The organism is Neobacillus sp. CF12, from assembly GCF_030348765.1.
Classification (GTDB): domain Bacteria; phylum Bacillota; class Bacilli; order Bacillales; family Cytobacillaceae; genus Neobacillus.
Genome location: NZ_JAUCEU010000007.1, coordinates 526502 through 547500 on the forward strand (window position 1 = coordinate 526502; position 20999 = coordinate 547500).

Consider the following 20999-nt stretch of genomic DNA (forward strand, 5'->3'; position numbering starts at 1 on the left):
TTAAACAGTTCCCCCTTGTTTTTTACTTTTCCCAATATTTTGCGTAATTCGGTCGAGAATAATGGCAATCACAACGATGGAAAGCCCTGCCTCAAAGCCTTTACCAATCTGAATCTGTGTTACCGCACGGTATACATCAGCACCAAGACCTGGTGCACCAACCATTGAAGCAATAACGACCATTGATAAGGCGAGCATAATACTTTGATTGATTCCCGCCATAATCGTTGGCATTGCCAGTGGCAATTGGACTTTTAGTAGTCTTTGACTTGTTGTTGAACCAAATGCTTCTGTTGCTTCAATGATATCTGAAGGTACTTGTTGAATACCTAGGATGGTTAAGCGAATGGTCGGCGGCATGGCAAAAATGACAGACGCCACGACTCCTGGAACAACACCGATATTAAAAAAGAAAATAGCAGGAATTAAGTAGACAAACGCAGGCATGGTTTGCATAAAGTCAAGAACGGGTACAACAATATTCTTTACCATTTGTTTTTGTGAAGCCCATATCCCCATTGGAATCCCTAATAGAATGGAGATAAATACAGCGGTTAACACAAGTGCAAGTGTCTCAAGCATTGGATCCCAGTAACCAAGGTTATCTACTAGAAATAAACCAATCAATGTAAATAGACCAATGCCTTTATTCGACACCTTCCAAGCAAGCAGAGTTAATAGAATAATAAATACATAGGATGGTATAAAACCAAATCCAGCCACCATTCCTTCAACTACCGACTCTAAAATGGTGGTGACCCCATCAAAAGCTACCTCTAAGTTTGTGGTCAGCCAATTAACAAAATCATCTACCCAAACAGCTATTGGGAGTTTCGGGAGCCATTGTTCCATGTTATTTTCACCTCCTTGCCTGATTGACCTGCCGCTGCCTCAGACTTTGCAGTATGTATATGGTTAATGTCCTGATTGTTCCCTGCCAGGGCGCCAATGACTGCTCCTCTGACAAGAATCCCTTTTAGTCTGTTGTTTTCATCTACGACTGCAACGGGTATAGTAGCTGTTGAGACCTTATCGAATAAATCAGTAAGTAACGTGTCTGGTGAAACAGTCGTCACTTCTTCTTTTAAAATAGTTGTTAGATCTTGGCGGCTATCGATTGCCTGATTAGCTTCTGAAGCAGTTATTGCCCCAAGCAAGGTTTTCTTCTTATCAACGACATAAATACTCGAAATTCCTAGGTCTTTCATGATTTGAAGTGCAACCCTCGGACCTTTTTCAATTGAAACTGTTTCTGCTCGTTTCATGACATGACCGGCAGTCAAGACTTTAGATAAGTCGACATCTTCTACGAATTTCTCAACATAGTCGTTTGAAGGGTTCATTAAAATCTCTTCAGGCGTCCCAATTTGGACAATGACTCCATCCTTCATTAAAGCAATACGGTCACCAATTCTTAGTGCCTCATCTAAATCATGTGTGATGAACACAATGGTTTTCTTCATCGTGGACTGGAGGTCAAGTAGTTCATCCTGCATATCTTTTCGAATTAATGGGTCTAATGCACTAAATGCTTCGTCCATTAATAAAATGTCAGAGTCATTTGCCAATGCTCTTGCTAATCCAACCCTTTGCTGCATCCCGCCACTTAATTGTTTAGGATATTGATGTTCATAGCCTTCAAGCCCAACCAAATTCAACGCATTAATGGCTTGTTGTGCTCGTGTTTCTTTTGGGACCCCTTGAACCTCCAAACCATACTCAACATTCTCAAGAATGGTACGGTGTGGAAGAAGTGCAAACTTTTGAAATACCATACTAATTTTCTTACGGCGAACCTCTCTCAACTGTTCTTTGTTCATTTTTACAATATCCTCACCATCAATAAACACTTCCCCAATGGATGGGTCTATGAGTCGATTAATCATGCGGACGAGTGTTGACTTACCACTTCCAGATAAACCCATTATGACAAAGATTTCTCCGGCTTCAACCTCAAAACTAGCTTTACTTACACCAACCGTTGCTCCGGTTTTTTTGAGTATACTTGCTTTCGATTCACCTTCATTTAAGAGTTGAATCGCTTTTTTGGACTTTCCAAATACTTTTGTGACATTTTGAACTTTAATTATAATTGGATTCCTAGTCATATGTTCCCCCTATCTACCCTTGGTGCTTATCTTTATTGTCTCTGGTCTTACCTACCTATTATAGTACCAATTTCATCTTGAAGGCAAAGTTGGTAATTTGCTATATACGTCCGTAAATTACGTACAGAAAAAACTGTACGTACTGCACGCGTAATTTCCTTAGAATTCCTCCAAAATGCTTCCATATCCTACCTAGGTGAATTCTTTACTTTTTATCGAAACATGATAGTCTAATAAAAGGACACGTATAAGGATAGGTGTGATATACATAATGAATGGAGAAAAAGAGCTGGAAATCGCTCGTGAACGGGTAATTGACGCGATTTCTAAGAATATGAATTTATATGGAGTTACCGAATCGATAGGTCGATTATACGGGGCTTTATATTTCCAAGAAGGTCCGTTAACACTCGATGAAATGAAGGAAGAGCTCGGAATGAGTAAGACGAGTATGAGTACATCTGTCCGTAGTTTATTGGAATTAAAGATGGTTGGGAAGGTTTGGAAGAAGGGTGTTAGGAAGGATCTCTACCGAGCTGAACCCGATTGGTATCAAACTTTTATTGATTTCTTTACCATAAAGTGGCGGGCAGGAATATCTCTAAATATTAGTGCTATGCAGAAATCTCTTGCTGAAACTCAATCCCTATTAGAATCTGAAGATGTTGACAATCAGGTGAAAATTCATGCGAAGTTGGATATCGAAAAATTAACTGCTGCAATTGATTATTATGAATGGCTCAATCGCCTAGTAGACAGCTTTGAATCCAAGGAGATTTTTGAATTTATACCCAAAAATGCCGACAAAAAAACGGAGAGATCATAAGATTTCTCCGTTTCTTTGTATTCCTTTTAAAATAAGAATGTTTGAACTACGATTGCTAAAACAAATATTGAAAGAAAAATGCTTATATATCCACGGCGTTTTTGTCCTTGCTTAAGCTCATCTAATCCACCGACTAAGATAAAGGCACTTAAACTTAACATCATGATTGGTTGTGCAATAAAGTTTTTCGTCAGTAATCCGAATCCTGCTAATAATAAAACAACTATTCCTAATCCAATTCTAACTTTTTTTAACAAGGTCTATCCCTCCTATTCTTATTGTACATTACTAAACCTGGAGTACAATAAGAAAAAGCTGCCATTGACAGCTTTTTCACAGTTCTTTATTCTGTTAAATTGCGATATTGGCCACCGAAATAGATCAATGGGTCCCCTTCGTTCACCTTAAGTTCGATAACCTCACCAATAAATAGAATGTGATCTCCAGCCTCGACCTCGTTATAAAGATTGCACGCCATGTTTGCAAGTGCACCCTGGATAACTGGCAAATCTCCAAACTGCTCGAAGTTATATGGAGTTTCTTCTTTTATTTGTCCGGCAAAACGCATGGATTCTGTTTGTTGTTCTGAAGATAAGAAACTTACCGCAAATTTTTTGGATTGCTGGATTAGAGGAAGCATTCTTGCTCTTTTATCAATGGATACAAGAATTAGTTTAGGACTTAATGAAACAGATACGAAAGCATTTGCTGTCATCCCATGTGCTTCACCATCTACTTCCGTTGAAACAACAGTAATCCCTGTAGCAAATTTCCCCATTGCATTTCGAAAAAAACGATCATCCATTTCTCGACACCCCTACTCTTTTTTTGCAAATCTCGGATTGCTAATTCTATAAAAAAACTACTCTTTCTTAATATTATTATCTTTGGTATCAGGTGTCTAATATTATGATTTCCTGTTCTGTTCGTTTATTGCCATATTTTTGCATGAAGTTCAATATCCTCTAAGGAGATCAACATCTTTTGCATACTCGTTGGACATTCCAAATTATACTTTTTCACCTTTATGTTCATCTCATCTATAAAGTGATTAATTTCTTGTTCAGGTGCTCCAGTTTCAATCATTTTAATGAGTTTAGTCATCTCTTGTTTAATTTCCTTTTGTAAGGCAACAAATGGTGGTAAATAACCTGCTTCTTTTGCGGTTTTGAGAAAATTTGAGTAGATATCACCGGAAAACAAATTTTTGGGCAGCGGCTTGCCGAAGCCCGGCAATTTCTTCAACTCATCTAAATCTTCATTACTTTGGTATGGGTTATATTTCCCTTTATTGTTCGACATTAATGGAATCGTCTCCCCTCTTTAATTGTTACTCTCTTCTATTCTATTATTAACCATCAAATTCCTGTTACAGCTCGCTGATTGACTTTTGAGAAAATTTAAAATAGTATCGGAGTATCTGACTATTTGGAGGTTAATGTATGAAGGTTGATGTCATTGTAGTGGGTGCTGGACTAGCCGGTTTAGTAGCTACAGCAGAGTTGACAGAATCAGGTAAGAAAGTCCTTCTTCTCGATCAAGAACCAGAGACTAATCTAGGCGGACAGGCATGGTGGTCTTTTGGCGGGTTGTTTCTTGTCGATTCACCAGAACAGAGAAGGTTGGGAATTAAAGATTCGCGCGAACTCGCCTGGCAAGATTGGTTGGGGGCAGCAGGATTTGATAGAGTTAACGATGAAGACTTTTGGGGTAAAAAATGGGCAGAGGCCTATGTAGACTTTGCTGCGGGTGAAAAACGAGTATGGCTGCAAAAGATGGGCGTTCGATTCTTTCCAGTTGTCGGCTGGGCAGAGCGTGGAGGATATCTGGCTGAAGGACATGGAAATTCCGTACCTCGATTTCACATTGTTTGGGGAACTGGACCAGGAATTGTGCAGCCGTTTGAAAAAAGTGTCCGTGAAGGTATAGCTGCTGGTCTGGTTGACTATCGGCCACGTCATCAGGTCAATACATTACTCACCGAAAATGGTGCTGTCATTGGAGTAAATGGATCCATCCTCGTCCCTAGTTCTGCTGCCCGCGGCGAGAAAAGTTCCCGTGATGTAATGGGAGCTTTTGAGTTTAAGGCACAGGCTGTTATCGTGACAAGTGGCGGAATTGGCGGAAATCACGAGTTGATAAGGAGAAATTGGCCAGCACGTCTCGGGTCTCCGCCAAAAAACATGATATCTGGTGTTCCAGACCATGTTGACGGAAGAATGCTAGAAATCACTGAAAATGCTGGCGGCAGAATTGTAAACCGTGATCGGATGTGGCACTATACGGAAGGTATAAAAAACTGGAACCCAGTTTGGAGTAATCATGGTATCCGCATTCTTCCAGGTCCTTCTTCTATTTGGCTTGATGCGAAAGGAAAGCGTTTTCAAGTCCCTAATTTCCCTGGATTTGATACATTAGGGACCCTGGAGGGGATCCTGCAAACAGGATACGATTATTCTTGGTTTATCTTAACTCAGAAAATAATAGAAAAAGAGTTTGCCCTTTCCGGCTCGGAACAAAACCCAGACTTAACAGGGAAAAGTATTAAAAAAGTCCTATCCCGCATTCTTCCAGGACCAACATCACCAGTAAAAGCCTTTATGGATAAAGGTGAGGATTTTGTCATTGCAGACAATTTAACCAATCTTGTCGAAGGAATGAATAATCTTACGGGGGAACCCCTGCTTAATTTTGCCGAGATTGAACGACAAATTACAGCACGAGACCGAGAAATGGACAATAAATTTACCAAGGACCTTCAAGTGACGGCCATTCGCGGAGCTCGCAACTATCTTGGTGACAAGCTAATTCGTGTAGCCTCCCCTCATAAAATCCTTGATCCTAAGAATGGACCATTGATTGCAGTTCGTTTAAATATTGTCAGTCGAAAAACACTGGGTGGTCTGCAGACGGATTTATCTGGTCGAGTATTGGACTCTGCAGGTATACCTGTTCCAGGCTTATATGCGGCCGGTGAGGTTTGTGGTTTTGGCGGCGGAGGTGTTCATGGCTACCGGGCTCTTGAAGGAACCTTCCTCGGCGGCTGTCTTTTTACTGGCAGACAGGCAGGACGTGCACTTGTAAAAGAATTATAGAATTGTTTTTTTAGTGAATAATAGCAGGATTATAGTAAAGGAATGAAGAATTTGGTAGTAATAAACGTTGGAGAGGTGTTCAAAACATGGGTATCCGTTCTATTAGTACCAGTATTAGCTCTAAACCGAATGTAGTTATCCCTTATAATCATAGACTAGCACCTCTTTTTATCCGGCAAACACTTTATTCACTTATACCGCAGGGAACGGAGCATATTTATGTGATTGGGATTGGCTCTAATCGAATTAGTGGTGATAGCCTTGGACCTTTTGTTGGAACCCTGCTAAAGAACAGTTTTCCTGATCATTTAACTGTTTTAGGAAATCTGCAATCTCCGTTAGACGCGACAACACTTGTTCCAGAGTTAACCTCCTTCACTTTTAATAAAAATAGTTTTGTTATTGGTATTGATAGTGTTTTTGGCAGCGAAGAAATAGTGAACTCAATTGTGATAAATGACGGACCAATTGTTCCTGGCATTGGCCTCGGAAATATTCTTCCTCCGATTGGAGATTGCGGTATAAAAGGCGTCGTTCTCGAGAATGACCCTGCATTAAAAAATTCGCTTCTTTGTACCGACCTTAACCTCGTTTATACTATGGCAACCTCGATTGCAAAAGGGATCTCACTTACAGTTAGGCAATATTTTAAGTATCCTTCCAATCACCCGCTAATCCTTATAAGATAGAAAGAGCATCTAGTCTTACTCGATGCTCTTTCCTATTATTTCTATTAAATTTCTTGAATCTCCCCATTAATGATCGTCATTTCAATGTTTGTTGTTAACAGTTCGTCAGGATTTTCCAATGCAAAGAGATTGTTAGAATACACCGTCATATCTGCTAACTTCCCTTTCGAAATGGACCCCTTTATTGCTTCTTCGTTTGTTGCATAGGCTCCACCGACTGTGAAAAGCTTTACGGCTTCAAGCATTGAAATTTTTTGACTCTCATTCCAGCACTCACTATTTCCTGGGGTTTTTCGAGTAACCGCTGCGTGAATACCAAGCAATGGATCAACAGGTTCTACTGGAGCATCAGAACCACCGGCACAGATAACGCCTTTAGATAGCAGAGATTTCCAGGCATATAGATAAGCCTCCCGCTCCTTTCCTATCCGTTCGATCACCCATGGATAATCACCCACAACAAACCTCGGTTGAATATCCGCAACGATACTTGGGTCGGCCAATCGATCTATTAAATCCTCACGAACTAAAGAGGTGTGAATAATCCGATCACGATAGTTCACTTTTGGAAATTGATCGAGGATATCGAGTACATTTTCCAATGCTTGATCACCGATCGTATGTACCGCTATCGGCATGGATTGCTTCCTTGCATCCTTAATAATGTTATAAAGAACTTCCTCTGTTTGCATAGCTTCTCCGTATTGAGTTGGATCATCATGATACGGCTCAGAAAGCAAAGCGGTCCTCCGTCCAAATGCACCGTCAGCAAATATTTTTACCGCACCAACCTGCAATTTCTCATTCCCATAACCGGCAAACATTCCTTTTTCCTTTAATGCAGGCAAGTAAGGATAATCAATCAAAAGATTACAACGTAACCCTTTTCCTTCATGATTAATTAATTCATCATACATCCGATAGGTTTGCTCAAGCCCGCCTAAATAGGCAGGATCATTGGTATGTACACTAGTTAAGCCTTTTTTAATAGCAAATTTCATCGCATGACCCAAACCAGTTTTTAACTCATCGTACGTTTTGTCTGGGATGTGTTTGGTTATTATCTGTGACGCAGATTCCAACAAAAGACCTGTAGGCTTTTTTGTATGTGGATCCAGTACAACCCTTCCACCCTTCGGCATTTCGATCGAAGGATGATACTGACTCATTTCAAGTGCTTTACTATTTACTAAAAATGCATGATAGCAAATTCTTTTTAAGTAAATTGGACAATGTGGCGCCACATAATCTAGTTCCTCTATAGTTGGAGTAGACCCTTCGGTAAACAGATTTTCATCCCAACCCATTCCAATTAACCACTGACCAGGTGCCAGGGTATCGGCTTTTTGCTTTATTTTATCAAGCATTTCAGATTTAGAAGTAACACCAGTTAATTCTAAGTCTAAAAAATTAAAGGCTACACCTGACATGTGTAAGTGGCTGTCTATAAGACCTGGAGTAACCATCTTTCCCTGCAGATCAATTACTCTTGCGCCAGCTCTTCCCCATTGCAGGTTCATTTCGTGATGTGAACCTAAATCTAAGATTCTGCCATTCTCTACTACAACCGATTCAACCACAGGTTGATTGGTGTCGAGTGTATATATTATTCCATTTGTGTAAATTGTCTTTGACACATAGCCCCCACCTTGTTATTTATTGTAATCTTGTAATTATTATAAATGAAAATTCATTTAGAACGCTAGAATTGTTCCCTAAATTCTTAGCTCACATGAGATTGGGGCACAATTGGTTCCTGAGTAAATAGCTAGAAAAAGAAACTGAGTTAGTAAAGTAGTAAAATAGTACTAGTGGAACTTTTCCTACATCCATCTAAGCCTCAGGTCTGACAAAAGATTCCACCTAGAGCCGTTTTCTCATCATGATTGGTTTTCGTACAATGATGGTAGTTTAAGAAACTGGGAGGAGAAAATAATGAAAAAAGTATTTTTTACTGGAGTATTGGGAATGTCGTTGATGGTAGCAGTGACTGGATGTGGAGTGTTTGCGAATGGAAGTGAAGAAAATGGAAATGTTACAATTGAGAAAGATAAGGCAAAAGAATTGCATCTGGAACTGACCCTTGGTGCCGGAGAGCTCAATGTTGAAAAAGGTGCAGATGAATGGGTTGAGGGTTCTATCAATTACAATCAAGACAAACTAAAACCTGAAGTCTCATATAAACTTAAAGGTGATAAAGGAATTGCAGTTATTGACCAAGAGAATAAAGGACTACTGGATAAAATAAATTTCGGTGAACTGAAAAACGAGTGGAATCTAGCTCTATCAGATGAAATTCCTCTAAATTTAGTTGTTAATTCAGGTGCTTCTGACACAAATTTAGATTTAAAGGGTTTAAACCTTAAAGAACTTGACGTAAATGCTGGTGTCGGCGATATCACGATTGACCTAAGTGGCAAGTGGAAAAAGAGTTTTGACGCAGTCTTAGCATTAGGTGTTGGCCAATCTACGATTATTCTTCCAGAAGATGTAGGTGTCAAAATTGAATCATCAAAAGGAATTGGGACAGCGGATTTTGTTGGTTTTATCTCCACTGGGGATGGAATTTACGTCAACGAAGCCTACGAAGATGCAGATGTAATTATTAACCTCAAAACAGATTTAGGTGTGGGAGAGTCGATATTTAAATTAAAATAGAAATAGAGCCCTGATATGGGCTCTATTTTTTTATACAAGCATTTGGAACAAGGTGCTGTCTTTATTGATTTCTCTAAAATCAAACCCTTTTGCCTTAATTCGCTCCAGCAATGGGAAATAATCATCTCTAGATTTCAACTCAATTCCTACTAGAGCTGGACCGGTTTCACGGTTATTCTTTTTGGTGTATTCAAAATGGCTGATATCATCATTTGGCCCTAAAACATCATCTAAAAATTCACGTAAAGCACCTGGACGTTGTGGGAATTGGACGATAAAGTAATGCTGCAGACCTTCATAGAGTTTCGAACGCTCTTTAATTTCTTGCATCCGGCCGATATCATTATTCCCGCCACTGACGATACAAACAACTGTTTTACCTTTAATTTCCTCGGTAAATTGATCTAATGCCGCAATGGAAAGTGCACCTGTAGGTTCAACAACAATTGCATTTTCGTTATAGAGAGATAACAGTGTAGTGCAGACCTTTCCTTCGGGTACGACTACAATGTCATCAACTACTTCTTTACAAATCTCAAAAGTCATGGAGCCCACGGTCTTAACTGCTGCTCCATCTACAAACGGATCAATTTCTTTCAGGGAGGTTACCTCTCCATTGAAAATGGACTCCTTCATTCCTGCAGCTCCCTGCGGTTCTACTCCAATTAATTTGGTCTCTGGTGAGAAGTGTTTCATATAAGTACCGACTCCAGAAAGGAGCCCCCCTCCTCCAATAGCCCCAAAGAGGTAATCAATCTTTTCCTGACAATCATTCAACAGTTCAACTGCCACTGTTCCTTGACCCGCAATCACATCTGGATCATCGAACGGGTGGATAAAGGTTCTATTTTCTACTAAACTACATTCCCTTGCCTTTTCATATGCGTCGTCAAAGGTATCCCCTACTAAAACAATTTCCACATGTTCCTTACCCCAAAATTTTACTTGATTAACCTTTTGTTTTGGAGTAGTACTCGGCATAAAGACTTTTCCGTTGATTTTCAAGTGATTGCAGGAATATGCCACTCCTTGAGCGTGATTGCCGGCACTAGCACAGATAATTCCATTTTGTAATTCTTCTTCAGTTAGTTTTTTAATTCGATTATAAGCTCCGCGAATCTTAAAGGAACGAACACTTTGCATGTCCTCACGCTTTAAGTAAATATGACAACCATATCTCTCAGACAATAAATGATTATATTGCAGAGGAGTTGGCGAAATCACATCCTTAATGGTGTGGCTTGCAATAATAATATCCTCTACTTGAAAGGCTTTTTCTTTTTGATCAACTTGTTGATTCATTTCACTTTCCTCCTCTTTCATTTTAAAATTTGCCATTTTCAAAGGCACTCATTATTTTTGTAAACAACAAAAAACCCGCCCCTTGTATAGGGACGAGTTTAACTCGCGATACCACCCTACTTCCGCAGCAAAAACACCATGCTACGGCTCTCGATCAACGTATACTATTATACGTGTTCCATGTAACGGCGGACTATACCGGTATAGCTTACTTTCAAGCTTTCAGCTACACATCTCTGAGATGATCTTCAAATATGCCCTGCCATCGACTCCCAGCAAATGTCGACTCTCTTAGGACAAGGAGCAAATCCTACTCTTCTCGTCATTGATTCATTTTAAATTATTTAAAGATTATCACTGTAAAGCGGCAGAGTCAATATTATTTGACTATTTTAATTATTTTGTTTATTTTAAAGCGCTTTCATTGAAAAAAGAAGAAAAAAAGAGCAACTACCAAACTAAATTGGTAGACTGCTCCTCTTCCCTAGCTTATTACTTTCATTTCTTCTTAACATTGATAAACAATTTACCATTTGCTAATTCTCTTGTCTCATTACCGAAAGAATCTACCGCTTTGACTTCAATAACCGCTCCATCAGCTACCATGTCTTTTGTAGCTGTGTAGTAGCCTACATAGTAACCCGGTGAAACCTCCATTAGTGGCAGCTCTGTTGCATTTTGGACAGAGTTAAGATTCGTTAAAGGCATATGAATCGCAAAAGTTGTTTTTAAGTCTGGTTCACTAGTAAACTCAACTTTTACACTTTCACCTTTTTTCAACGTCTTATCTTCTGCTGGTTTTACATCTGAGATCACTGGTGCTGTATAATCCACAGCAACTTGTACGGTTTGTTCTGTACGATTACCTGCTTGATCTTGTGCTGTAACTGTAATGGTGTTTGTTCCTTCATCTAGTAAAACTCTTGCACTGTAGGTGCCATTTTCTACTTTTGCTTTTGTTCCATTAACGGTCACAGTGTTCAAATAATCATCAACTACTGTACCTGTTACCGTAACAGTTTCTTTATTTATTTTTCCGCCATTAATAGGGCTAGTAATGGCTAACGCTGGAGCATTCGGGTCATAAACTACAGCTGCAGGTGCTGATGGCTCGGTAATACCCTGTACAGTTGATGCCTTGGCGGTTAAACTGTTTTCTCCTTCGTGAAGGGATACTTCAACCGCATATGTCCCATTATCCGAAGCTTCAACAGTTGCAATTTCTTCTTCGTGATTGTAAATATGAACAGTAGTGGTTGGTGCAGCTTTTCCTTCAACTGTTACGGTACCGACGTTTGTAAACGAACCATTAACAGGAGATGTGATAGAAGGAGCTGTGACTTCATAATCAACCACTGTGCGAATCATATAGTTTCCTTCTTCTTCAGGGGAAGGTGACCAAGCACCGCCAACCAATTGCCAGCTTCTTAATGCATTTTCACCATCTTCATCGGTTGCAAGTCCTGGTGAGGCTGTGTTGATTCCTGCTTGAATGTATACGAGATAGAAATCTCCTTCAACAACTATTCCATGACTGCTTAAATCAACATGTGTCCATTGTCCATTTCTTAATGCTGTTGCATCAATTGGACCCGCAAGTTTTTTACCTGGTGCTCCTTCTGGACCAGTAGCATCATAAACTGCCACTTTGAAATCGGTACCTCCTGGAACTGGCCATTGTGTATCCCAGAATCGGAATAATCCACCGGAAACGAGTGCCTTTTCATTTCCTGGTGCTAATGACATTTTCACAGCCCAGCCATTACCAGCATCGTAAAATGCTCTGGCATTTTCAGCTGTGCCGTCATCATAACCAATTTCACTTGGGTATCCAATGAATGGCTTCAATTCAAAGTTTTGTGAAGTATTTCCTTGGAGAGAAACTGACACTTCTTGACTATAGAAATGAGGGGCGATGATTTTTAACGTATATTCCCCTTCATAGCCTGTTAATGAATAGTGTCCGTTAGCATTTGTTGTTACAGGTGCAACATTCGCATCTTCCATTAAGTAGACCGTTGCCCCGGCAACAGGCTCACCTGTAGCTTGATTAGTGACAGTTCCGGTTACTGTACCTTTAGGAAGTTCTTCTAAAGTAAAGTTAGCTGTCACTTCACCATCCTGCTCGATGTTCACTGTTTGTGTTTCTGATCGGAAACCATAACTTTCAGCCACAATCGTAAATTCACCTGCAGCATGTGTCATTTCAAAGCATCCGTTTGCAGGATTTGTTTTAACAGATCGTCCTGATTCTAAAACCGTTACCTGAGCCTGCATTGGCAAAACAACCGGAGCAGCCTTTTCACTGCTAGCTTCTTTAGCAATTTCAGGCAATTTGATGGTGATTTTATTAGGATCAACTTTTTCTTTCAATCCGTCCTTCTCAGAAGAATCTTCTTTATCAGCAACTACACCAAGTTGTTGTGGTGCAGTGAGTCCAGTATCAGTAAGACGAACATCATCTAAATACCAGCCATCTCTAACTACACTGCCATCAGTCGTTACATTAAAGGCAATATAGATTCGTTGACCGGCATATTCACTTAGATCCACTTCTCCATCTACCCAGCCATTGGAAAGATTATTTACCCGCAGCTTTTGAACCCAGTTTACATTATCTGTCGATACATATACATGACCATAATCATAGTTTCTTTCGAGATTGTACCATTGTTTAAATTGTAAGTAACTGTTTCCTTCAGGCAAATCGATAGGCGGCATTTGCAGGGACATATTGGCTCTGCTGTCATACGTACCGTCTAAATTTGTTCCATAAACTTTTTCACCTGAGAATGCTGCACCAGGTCCACTTGTCGGAGCGCCCCATTCCCATGTATTAGCGGCACCATAAGAAGTCCAGCCATCTGGAATGCTTTCAAAATCGTGAGCGTATCCAACCGTAATTCCTGGGAGTACAGTTACAGAATATTCATTGATTGTTTCATTTCCACCGAAATCGGTTACTTTTAAAGTATAGGAGAATGATTCACCAGTAATATCTTCTCCAGGAATAGCAGCTTGGTAGATTCCATTTTTATAATCACCGCTGATTCGTTCTGCAGCAATCATATTCGAGCTGCCATCTTCTAATTGATAAACAACTTCCACATTTGTTACACTGATATTGTCGGCAGCTGAAGCTTGTAACGTTAGCGGCATTCCTGCAAAAACCGTGGCAGGTTGGGAATGTTCTAACACGGGAGCTTCACTGTCGTTTCCTTCTTTTGTTACTTGCCCCTTCAGCTTTCCTAAGCCCGAAATGACAGAGGATACTGCGTCATATACATTTAAAAGACCCGATCCATAACCGTTATTTGGAGATTCTGGATACGTATTGTCGGTTAAAGGAACAGCAGTTGTTACTAAAATTTCTTCTAATTCATCGACTGTTAAGCTTGAATTCGCTTGGAGTAATAAGGCGATCGCTGCGGCTACGTGTGGGCCAGCCATAGATGTTCCATTCCATCCACCTTCATAGCTGCTTCCTGGTACAGAAGAGCGAATGTTAACGCCTGGTGCTGTTAGCTCTGGTTTAATCTCTTCATATGGAGATGGACCTAGTAATGAAAAGCTTCCTAGTAAATTATTAATATCTGTTGCACCCGTTGCGACTGATTCAGGGTAGTTAGCAGGATTGGCAACGGAACCAGGTCCGCCTGGGTTAGTTAAGGTTGTGTTTCCAGCTGAGAATTCTGGGAAGATTTCAGCTGCTCTCCATGCTTGAACCATAGGGCGATACCACTCATCTAAACCAGCTCCTCCACCCCATGAGTTATTTACTACATCTGGTGCCAAATCAGGATTTCCATTCGGTGCTAAAATCCATTCACCTGCTTCTAATAAATCAGCATCTGTTCCACCTGCGGCTGTAAAAGCTTTAACAGCTATCCATTTTGCACCAGGTGCAACACCAATGACATTAGAACCATCTGGCTCCGAGCCTACCATCGTCCCGGTAACATGAGTACCATGTCCTTGGTCATCATATGGTACGGTTTGGCCGCGTACCGCGTCAAACCAGTTGTTTTCATGCGATGCTTGCCCTGTTGCCTCATCAAATCCCCGATATTTTGACTGTAATGCAGGGTGATTCCACTGAACTCCAGTATCAATGGATGCAACCGTAATTCCACTCCCATCAATTCCCATCTCCCAAACTGCTGGGGCACCAACACGATCAATATTCCATTCAATCGCATTTGTTTCCGCTTGTGGTTCTGCTACCGCACCAGCCGATTTTTCAGGAACAAACAATTGTCTTGTTTCATTTGGCAGGATTTTTTCAACTTCTTGAAAGGAAGCAACTTTTTCCATAACATCTTTTGTAGCTGTTACCGCAATCCCGTTCACGACATAATAGGAATGAACGTCTTTTGCAGCCCCTGCTTCTACTTGCTTTTGCAGGTATTGTAACAGTTCAAACTGTGTTTCCTGTGCAGTTGCTTTTAACGCGGAAACAATAGTGGAACGTTTTAGTGATTTGGCTTTTGCCGGTGTTGCTTTATTCAGGCTTGCTTTTTTGTCGGCCTCTTTTGCTACACTGGCCGTATCCACCTGTTCTTTCATTTTAATTAAAAATGTTACTTTTTCTTTCTCATCAAATTGTTTCTCTAATCTGTTCGAGATCTTTTGCGCTGGAGATGCAAGGCTGTCTTTTGCTGAAACACTGACGCCTTTTGTAGCAGCTGCATTCACTTGAGGCTGTATGAGCATAGGTAAAACTAGCATGGCGGTGCACATCACCGATAGAAAACGACGTTTCTTTTTTCTCATCCCATTACCCCCTAAGTATTTTCGTTGACCAGACTCCTGCCCTCCTTCCTATCGCACACTTTATGTCATAAACATTGGTGCTAATTTAAAAATACAGTGTAGAAGGTGGGGTTTGTGTCGAACATCGTCTAAAAAATAACAGTTGGTAGAAATTGAGAATTTAGTATTTATTGGGAAATATGGAAAATTAGTCCAAATTTAAGTCGACAGTGTTTAGGTTTCTGTGGCGACTGAACCTTTATGTACTGTTTAGTCCGTCTTTTTATAGGGGTAATTTTCTCTATTTATATAAAATGATTACTTATACCTAGTAGTATGGATATTAGATGCCGGTATCATCTTCACAGGTGCAGTTGGAAAGTAGTATTTTTCAAGATAAAGAATTCTCGTTTCCCAGTTAATGGTGGTATAATCTAGCTAAACTGTAAAACAATTCTGAAAATAAAGGAGAGGCTTAGACATGAATATTCCTTATAATGGAATAACGCCTAAAGTTCATGAAAGTGTATTTGTAGCACCCGGTGCGTACATAATTGGTGATGTTACGATTGGAGAAGAATCAACCGTTTGGTTTAATGCAGTCCTGCGAGGAGATGATGGGCCAATCAGTGTTGGGAAAAGATGCAGTATACAAGATAACTCCACCATCCATCTGTATGAAGGTTCTCCTGTAGTGATTGGAGACGATGTTACCATTGGACATAATGTTATTTTACATGGATGTAAGATTGGCAGAAGTTCAATTATAGGAATGGGTTCAACCTTATTAGACAGTGTCGAAGTCGGTGAAGAGTGTATCATCGGGGCAAATACTCTTTTAGCTGGTGGAATCAAAATCCCTCCCCGTTCACTCGTTCTCGGGTCTCCAGGGAAAGTAATACGTGAATTAACAGAAAAAGATCTCCAAATGCTCAAATATTCAAGCGATAACTATGTGCAAAAAGGCAAAGATTACAAAGAAATTTTAAAGTAAGGTTTTTGTTGAAAAGTCCAAGTTCGATTGGACTTTTTTTCATATAAAAAGGCAAGCATAGTGCTATGCTCACCTTTTATTACGACAATGCGAAACGATACTTTAAGAATACACTGGGCTTAGTCTAACTGGCTTCCTTAACAGATAATTCAATTTACATTGAACATTATGAAGTAAATAGGTTAACCTAATCCCCATAAGCATTAAAGCTCTTAGTATACTAAAGAGTATATTCAAAGTATATCCCTCCACATTGAAGATTAGTGTTATAGGATAACACTAAGTCTATTATCTATCTGTGAAGTATTTTTATTCAACGTAACCATTACTTCGTAATAGAAGTCTCTCCCAGCTGTGCAGTTCTTTCAGGGATTCGAAAGCTAAGAAAAATAGTTAGGAAACTCAAAATAAGAGCATAAAAAAAGACATTTTTCATCCCAACCGCCAGGGTAGCACCATAATTAATAATCACTCCCATGATTGTAACTCCAATCGACGTCCCAATATTTCTTAAAAACATTTGAAGTGAAGTCGACATTCCCTTTATACTGGGTTCAGCAAATTCTTGGGAAGCAATGGTTCCAAGAGCAAACAGTAAACCGAAGCAGAAACCTTGCATAGTTAAAATTAGAAACAAACCAATATACGCTATATCCTGGATAAATAAATAGAGAATTAAGCCGGAAAGTGTTGTTATTATACTGCCGATGATAAATAAAACTTTATACCCAAAACGGATAATCCATTTTCCTGCCGGGATACTGCCAAACATCCAGCCAATGGCAATACTTAATAGAATCAATCCGCTCTTATAAATACTCATTTGACTGCCTTCCTGCAGATACAATGGAATAAAGTTCGATGTTCCATAGAAAGATAGACAGTAAACTAACATGAAAAGATTCGTCGATAGTAATCCCTTGTTTTTAAATAAGGAAACAGGTAAAAAGGGATGTTGTTCTTTCCTTTCAACAAGAACAAATAGTATCAAAGCAATAACACCACTGATAATATACCAAGTGGGATTGCTCAAACTCGTTGATAACAATAAAAGTGTAATAGAAATGCCAAAAAGAAAGAAACCTTTATAATCGATATGTGTCTTTTTGTATACTGTTTCTTCTTTATAGGGTATTAAACAGAGCACTGACGCAATACCAATTGGGATATTGATAAAGAAAATCCATCTCCAAGTCAATGTTTCCACAAAAAACGATCCTAATATTGGCCCAATGATTGAAGATAAGGCCCATATCCCGCTAAAGACTGCTTGGATTTTCCCCCGTTTTTCAATCGTGAACAAGTCTCCTACAATAATCATCGAGAGAGGTATCATTCCCCCTGCCCCTAATCCTTGTATACCTCGGAAAATAATCAGCATTACCATAGAATTTGCTAAACCGCAAAGAATGGATCCAATCGTAAACAAAGTGACTGCGATGATTAATAGCTTTTTTCGACCGTACATATCCGATAATTTTCCATAAAGTGGAACTGTTATTGTACTTACTAACATGTAAATAACAAATATCCATGAGAACAATTCCAAGCCTCCAAGTTGATTAACAATGGTCGGACTTGCTGTTTGCATGATATTTGTATCAAGAGCTGAAATGAGTGTCGTAATCACAAGTCCTATAAACACATACTTATTCTTGCTCATTGTGGCCTCCTGGAGTTGACTATAATTACAAATTACTTGAAGTAGTAAAGTTACATCTTCATTATAGCAAACCTCAATTTTATGTACTTGTGTTATTGCACAGCTAATGGATAGACATTTCTTATTAATGGGGATACTAAACTATCCGATTTAAGTAGAATAGGAAGGTAGGAACAAAATTGGATGATAACATAATTGAGGTAATGGATGAAAAGGTAAAAGAACAAATAAATGTTGAAATAATGGGTTTGAAATTCACAAAAAACTTTCGTTCACCAACAGCAGAAGAATGGTATATATTTCTCCCTAGTTTCAATGACCCAGTAACTGGTGGTGCAGCGGGAAAAACGATTATTCATTACAATCTTTATGACACGAAGCACATTTTTATCAACACAACAATTATTTTTGATGATCCTGCTCTGCATAAAAGCAACCAACACCAACTTGTTTATGCACTTGCAGACGAAATTGTAAATCGGCTTGTAGGATATGCTGACACTCTATTATCCGTTCATTCAGGTGAAAATTCATATAATGCAGAGTATAAACAGTAAGAGTTCATCTCGTCAATGAAGATGAACTCCTATTTTTGGACTATACACCTGGAAACCATCCAGGTGTATGTGTTATCGCCTGCCATAATGGATCTGGAATCACAAGCTTTTCTTGATTGTCTTTATTAATCTCAGTTACAATTTCATTCTCTTTACCTTCTTCTACCTTTTGTACCCAATCTGGATCAATAATAAGTTCGCGACCCAAGGCAACCAGCGGAATTCCTGTTTGGGTAGCCTTTAAAGCTTCATCTGGAGTATAAATGGAACCTACCCCAATCACTGGCACTATTTCTCCTACTCGTTCGTGGATGATTTCTATACGTGAACGAGTATCTTCTACACCTCTTCTTGGAGTTGACCAAAAGTCTTGCAAAGAAACATGAAGGTAATCCAGGTCCTTTTTAGCTAGTTCATCAATCAAAATCAGAGTATCTGCCATCGTAATCCCAGGAGTTTCAGCCTCTTCCGGGGAAAACCGATACCCAATAATAAAGGGATCCTTTGTATTTTCGACTACCACTCTCTTAACTTCATCGACAACAGCCAACGGAAAGGTTAGCCGTTTCTCTAAACTTCCTCCCCATCGATCTTCGCGACGGTTTGAATGAGGAGAGAAAAATTGTTGAATTAAATAACCATTTGCTCCATGTATTTCTACCCCATCATAACCCGCTTCGATCGCTCTTCTTGTCGTTTCACCAAAGTCTCGGATAATTGAGGTTACTTCTTGATCAGTTAACTCCCTTGGAACCGGCTTCCCATCACCTTCTACAGGGATACTACTGGCACTAACAACATCTCCATTGGGTATTAATTCGGGAGGGACCTGCCTTCCACCATGGAAAATTTGTAAAACTGCCTTTGCACCTTGCTCTTTAACAGCTTTTGCAATTTTTTGTAAACTAGGTATCAATTCATCGCGATCTCCGCCAAATTCTCCATGAAACCCCTTACCGTTCGCAGTAACATAGGTGCATGCGGTAATAACCAACCCAACTCCGCCAGAACGTCTTGCATAATACTTTACCTCTGCATCCGTAACAGTTCCATCTTGGTTGGAAGACCAATTGGTCATTGGTGCCATCACGATTCGATTTTTCAATTGAACCCCGTTTTTAAAATTAAATGTCTCAAATAATGGTGCATATTTTGAATTCACCGCTATGTACCCCCATTGTATTGTTTATTTACCCTCTTATATTTTCAGTTACTTTAACAAAAATACACTTGTAAATTATTCAAAAAACCCACCTTGCTCATTATGCTAGGTGGGAGAGTTGATTAAGGAAAAATTGGTTGTGTCTGCTTTTTTTTGCTTGGTATAATTCGATGTCAGCGAGTTGGATTAAATCATCTGGTCTCATCTTTTCATCTGGAACAAGTGTTGCACATCCTAGGCTTATGCTGACGATTGGTTCTTTTTTCGTGGCAATGTATGGTAGGTTCAGCTTTTTTACATTTGCTTGGAGTAAATCAGCAATATGTGCTGCACCCTTTTTATCTGTTTCAGGCAGCAAGATTACAAATTCTTCCCCACCATATCTTGCTGCAAAATCCGCTGGCCGTTTTAGCGTTTCTTTTAAGGCAATGGCAATTTGTCTTAAACAATCGTCACCAGCCAGATGACCATTAAAATCATTATATTTTTTAAAATAGTCAATATCAATCATGATGGCTGAAAAAGGCAAAGTGCTGCGCTTTGTTCGATTCCATTCCTCTTGAAGCTTTTCTTCAAAATAACGACGATTGGGTATACCCGTTAAACCATCCATATTGGAAATAAAACGTAACATAACATTGGTTTCATGAAGTTTTTTCTCTCTTTCAATCCGTTCGGTAATATCTCGGGAAACAGCTACAATTCCTTCTAAATCTCGAGAATTCTTACGAATGGTTCGAGCATTGGTTTCAACCCAAATATACGTTCCATCTTTTTTCTTAATTCGATGAGAAAAGGAAGCAAAATCCAATTCGGTATCTGCTTCTATTAGTAATGTCTTGACCTTTTCTATTTCATCAGGATGCAGATATTCAAATAAATTACGACCAAGCATTTCCTCTTGGTTAAAATCTAACAAACACTCACAAGATGGTGATAAATATTCATAATGTCCATTTGGATTAAGATAAGAAATAAGATCTGTCGTGTTTACAGTAATAAACCGATAGAGTTCTTCATTTTTCCTTAAAGCTTCTTCTAATTTATTCCGTTTCGTAACATCTCTCATAAACACTTCTACAGCAGGCTTATCATTATAGACAAACGGCGCTGAAGCAATTTCAATATCCAAAATATTATATTGGTGTGTATAAATTTTTAATTCAATACGTTCAAGGCTTCTTTTCCCTTCA

Annotated in this window: 17 protein-coding genes and 1 other annotated feature (1 of these 18 cut by a window edge); of the genes, 6 read left to right on the top strand and 11 right to left on the bottom strand. The window is 39.4% G+C overall.

The features are described 5' to 3' along the window. Positions 1-852 (bottom strand): ABC transporter permease, encoded by an 852-nt coding sequence (locus tag QUG14_RS02740; RefSeq protein WP_289339023.1) that lies wholly within the window; start codon positions 850-852, stop codon positions 1-3. Continuing rightward, positions 822-2108, bottom strand: coding sequence for a quaternary amine ABC transporter ATP-binding protein (locus QUG14_RS02745; protein WP_289339024.1), 1287 nt, complete (start codon positions 2106-2108; stop codon positions 822-824). The genes QUG14_RS02740 and QUG14_RS02745 overlap by 31 nt, the downstream gene beginning before the upstream one ends. Before the next feature lie 271 nt (positions 2109-2379). Here QUG14_RS02745 and QUG14_RS02750 point away from each other — a divergent pair, with 271 nt between their 5' ends. Further along, positions 2380-2934 (top strand): GbsR/MarR family transcriptional regulator, encoded by a 555-nt coding sequence (locus tag QUG14_RS02750; RefSeq protein ID WP_289339025.1) that lies wholly within the window; start codon positions 2380-2382, stop codon positions 2932-2934. 26 nt (positions 2935-2960) lie between these two features. On the opposite strand, the gene QUG14_RS02755 is transcribed toward QUG14_RS02750, so the two are convergent. The 3 genes from QUG14_RS02755 to QUG14_RS02765 all read right to left on the bottom strand — a co-directional run bounded on the left by QUG14_RS02755 (position 2961) and on the right by QUG14_RS02765 (position 4236). Then, the gene (locus tag QUG14_RS02755) at positions 2961-3191 is read right to left on the bottom strand and encodes a hypothetical protein (RefSeq protein WP_289339026.1); all 231 of its coding nucleotides are present in this window, start codon (positions 3189-3191) and stop codon (positions 2961-2963) included. Positions 3192-3277: 86 nt separating this feature from the next. Further along, positions 3278-3739 carry a flavin reductase family protein gene (locus tag QUG14_RS02760; protein WP_289339027.1) on the bottom strand — a complete coding sequence of 154 codons (462 nt, stop codon included), beginning with the start codon at positions 3737-3739 and terminating at the stop codon, positions 3278-3280. Between the two features lie 125 nt (positions 3740-3864). Next, positions 3865-4236, bottom strand: coding sequence for a DnaJ family domain-containing protein (locus QUG14_RS02765; RefSeq protein ID WP_289339028.1), 372 nt, complete (start codon positions 4234-4236; stop codon positions 3865-3867). 140 nt (positions 4237-4376) lie between these two features. Here QUG14_RS02765 and QUG14_RS02770 point away from each other — a divergent pair, with 140 nt between their 5' ends. Next, positions 4377-6029, top strand: a complete 1653-nt coding sequence (locus QUG14_RS02770) for an FAD-binding dehydrogenase (RefSeq protein WP_289339029.1) — start codon at positions 4377-4379, stop codon at positions 6027-6029. An 86-nt stretch (positions 6030-6115) separates the two neighbouring features. Further along, a complete protein-coding gene (gene yyaC, locus QUG14_RS02775; RefSeq protein WP_289339030.1) occupies positions 6116-6718 on the top strand; it encodes a spore protease YyaC in 603 nt (200 codons plus the stop codon). A gap of 44 nt (positions 6719-6762) precedes the next feature. Here the strand turns inward: yyaC and QUG14_RS02780 are convergent, their stop codons facing one another. Then, entirely contained in the window at positions 6763-8355 is a 1593-nt protein-coding gene (locus tag QUG14_RS02780) for an amidohydrolase (RefSeq protein ID WP_289339031.1), read from the bottom strand. A gap of 298 nt (positions 8356-8653) precedes the next feature. Here QUG14_RS02780 and QUG14_RS02785 point away from each other — a divergent pair, with 298 nt between their 5' ends. Further along, positions 8654-9376, top strand: coding sequence for a toast rack family protein (locus tag QUG14_RS02785; protein WP_289339032.1), 723 nt, complete (start codon positions 8654-8656; stop codon positions 9374-9376). Between the two features lie 30 nt (positions 9377-9406). On the opposite strand, the gene ilvA is transcribed toward QUG14_RS02785, so the two are convergent. Further along, positions 9407-10678 carry a threonine ammonia-lyase IlvA gene (gene ilvA / locus QUG14_RS02790; RefSeq protein WP_289339033.1) on the bottom strand — a complete coding sequence of 424 codons (1272 nt, stop codon included), beginning with the start codon at positions 10676-10678 and terminating at the stop codon, positions 9407-9409. A gap of 85 nt (positions 10679-10763) precedes the next feature. Continuing rightward, positions 10764-11013, bottom strand: a binding site (T-box leader). A 163-nt stretch (positions 11014-11176) separates the two neighbouring features. Further along, the gene (locus QUG14_RS02795) at positions 11177-15451 is read right to left on the bottom strand and encodes a S8 family peptidase (RefSeq protein ID WP_289339034.1); all 4275 of its coding nucleotides are present in this window, start codon (positions 15449-15451) and stop codon (positions 11177-11179) included. Positions 15452-15911: 460 nt separating this feature from the next. On the opposite strand from QUG14_RS02795, the gene QUG14_RS02800 reads away from it, so the two are divergent. Next, the gene (locus QUG14_RS02800; protein WP_289339035.1) at positions 15912-16424 is read left to right on the top strand and encodes a gamma carbonic anhydrase family protein; all 513 of its coding nucleotides are present in this window, start codon (positions 15912-15914) and stop codon (positions 16422-16424) included. A gap of 325 nt (positions 16425-16749) precedes the next feature. Here the strand turns inward: QUG14_RS02800 and QUG14_RS02805 are convergent, their stop codons facing one another. After that, positions 16750-18087 carry an MDR family MFS transporter gene (locus QUG14_RS02805; RefSeq protein WP_289339036.1) on the bottom strand — a complete coding sequence of 446 codons (1338 nt, stop codon included), beginning with the start codon at positions 18085-18087 and terminating at the stop codon, positions 16750-16752. Positions 18088-18290: 203 nt separating this feature from the next. Here QUG14_RS02805 and QUG14_RS02810 point away from each other — a divergent pair, with 203 nt between their 5' ends. After that, positions 18291-18644, top strand: coding sequence for a hypothetical protein (locus QUG14_RS02810; protein WP_289344056.1), 354 nt, complete (start codon positions 18291-18293; stop codon positions 18642-18644). Between the two features lie 40 nt (positions 18645-18684). On the opposite strand, the gene QUG14_RS02815 is transcribed toward QUG14_RS02810, so the two are convergent. Next, complete coding sequence (locus tag QUG14_RS02815; RefSeq protein ID WP_289339037.1) at positions 18685-19806, bottom strand: NADH-dependent flavin oxidoreductase; 1122 nt, start codon at positions 19804-19806, stop codon at positions 18685-18687. A gap of 100 nt (positions 19807-19906) precedes the next feature. Further along, on the bottom strand, positions 19907-20999 hold the 3' portion of the coding sequence (locus QUG14_RS02820; protein ID WP_289339038.1) for a sensor domain-containing diguanylate cyclase. The gene runs 380 nt beyond the window's last position; 1093 of the gene's 1473 nt are visible here — the last part of the coding sequence; its start codon lies off the right edge, out of view; it ends in the stop codon at positions 19907-19909.